Origin of the sequence: Amycolatopsis ruanii (assembly GCF_003385175.1) — a bacterium.
Classification (GTDB): Bacteria; Actinomycetota; Actinomycetes; order Mycobacteriales; family Pseudonocardiaceae; genus Amycolatopsis_E; species Amycolatopsis_E thermalba.
Window position 1 is genome coordinate 1 of sequence record NZ_PQHY01000170.1, and the last position, 1,082, is coordinate 1,082.

The 1,082-nt window shown below is 66.7% G+C and carries 1 protein-coding gene; it reads right to left on the reverse strand.

The window, feature by feature from the left end; genetic code table 11:
- Nucleotides 1-12 precede the first annotated feature (12 nt).
- Nucleotides 13-978: an IS481 family transposase gene (locus D0D28_RS35425; protein WP_116115564.1), complete on the reverse strand. Its 966-nt coding sequence runs from the start codon at nt 976-978 to the stop codon at nt 13-15.
- Between the last annotated feature and the right edge of the window lie 104 nt (nt 979-1,082).

Genomic DNA, 1,082 nt, shown 5'->3' on the forward strand with positions numbered 1-1,082 from the left:
TGTACTTGGCCGTTAGGTTGGTGGCAGTCGGCTGGTGGGTGGGTGGCCGCCGAGTGCGTTGTGGCGGCGTTGAGTGTTGTAGTGCTCGAGCCAGGGCGCAAGCGCGGCGGCTCGTTCGGTGTTGCTGGTGAACACCTGCCGGTAGGCCCACTCGGTTTGCAGGGTGCGGTTGTAGCGCTCGACCTTGCCGTTTTGCCAGGGGCAGTGGGGCTTGATGAACTTCTGCCGGATGCTGTGCTCGGCACAGACGTGCCGGAGTGACCAGCGATAGGCCCAGGCGTTGTCGGTCATCAACCGCTCGATTCTGGTGATGCCATGCTTGGCGAAGTAGGCGATGGCCCGGGCGAGGAAAGCGGCGCAGGTGCCGCCCTTCTCGTCGGGCAGGATCTCGGAGTAGGCCAGCCGGGAGTGATCGTCGACCAACGAGTGGACGAAGTCGAAACCGATTCTGGCGTTGCGGTCGCGCGTGGCGTCCCGGTGAGCGCGGCCATGCGCTCGCCAGCCGCCGCCCTCGGGGATCCGACCGATTTTCTTCACGTCCATGTGCACTAGCTCGCCCGGGGTATTGCGCTCATACCGCACCGCGGTGGTCTTGCTGGCCCGGATGACCTGCCCGGTGAGTGGGTCCAGCGCCGACAGCCGAGGCGCGTTGTGGCGGGCCAGCACGCGCGACACCGTCCGCGCCGGCACTCCCAGCTGCGCCCCCAGCCAGTCCGGACCGCGACGCTCCCGCTGCCGCAGCTCGAGGATCTGCCGCTCGGTCTCGGCACTGGTCCGCCGCGGTGAGGAATGGGGACGTGAGGACCGGTCGTGCAGGCCGGCTTCGCCCTCGGCGGCGTGCCGGTCCAACCAGGTCTTCACGCACTTGCGTGAAATGCCCATTGCCTTCGCGATATGTGCCTGTGGCCACCCCTGACGATGCCGCTGGACGATCAGCAACCTGCCCAAGAACGTCGTACGGGCATTACGGTGTGACACGAGAGCCTCCGGCCTGGCGTGGGTCCTAGACAAGCCACACCCCAACCGGAGGCTCTCCCCATGTCAACACCAGCCAGCCGCTACCAACGTCCTGGCCAAGTACA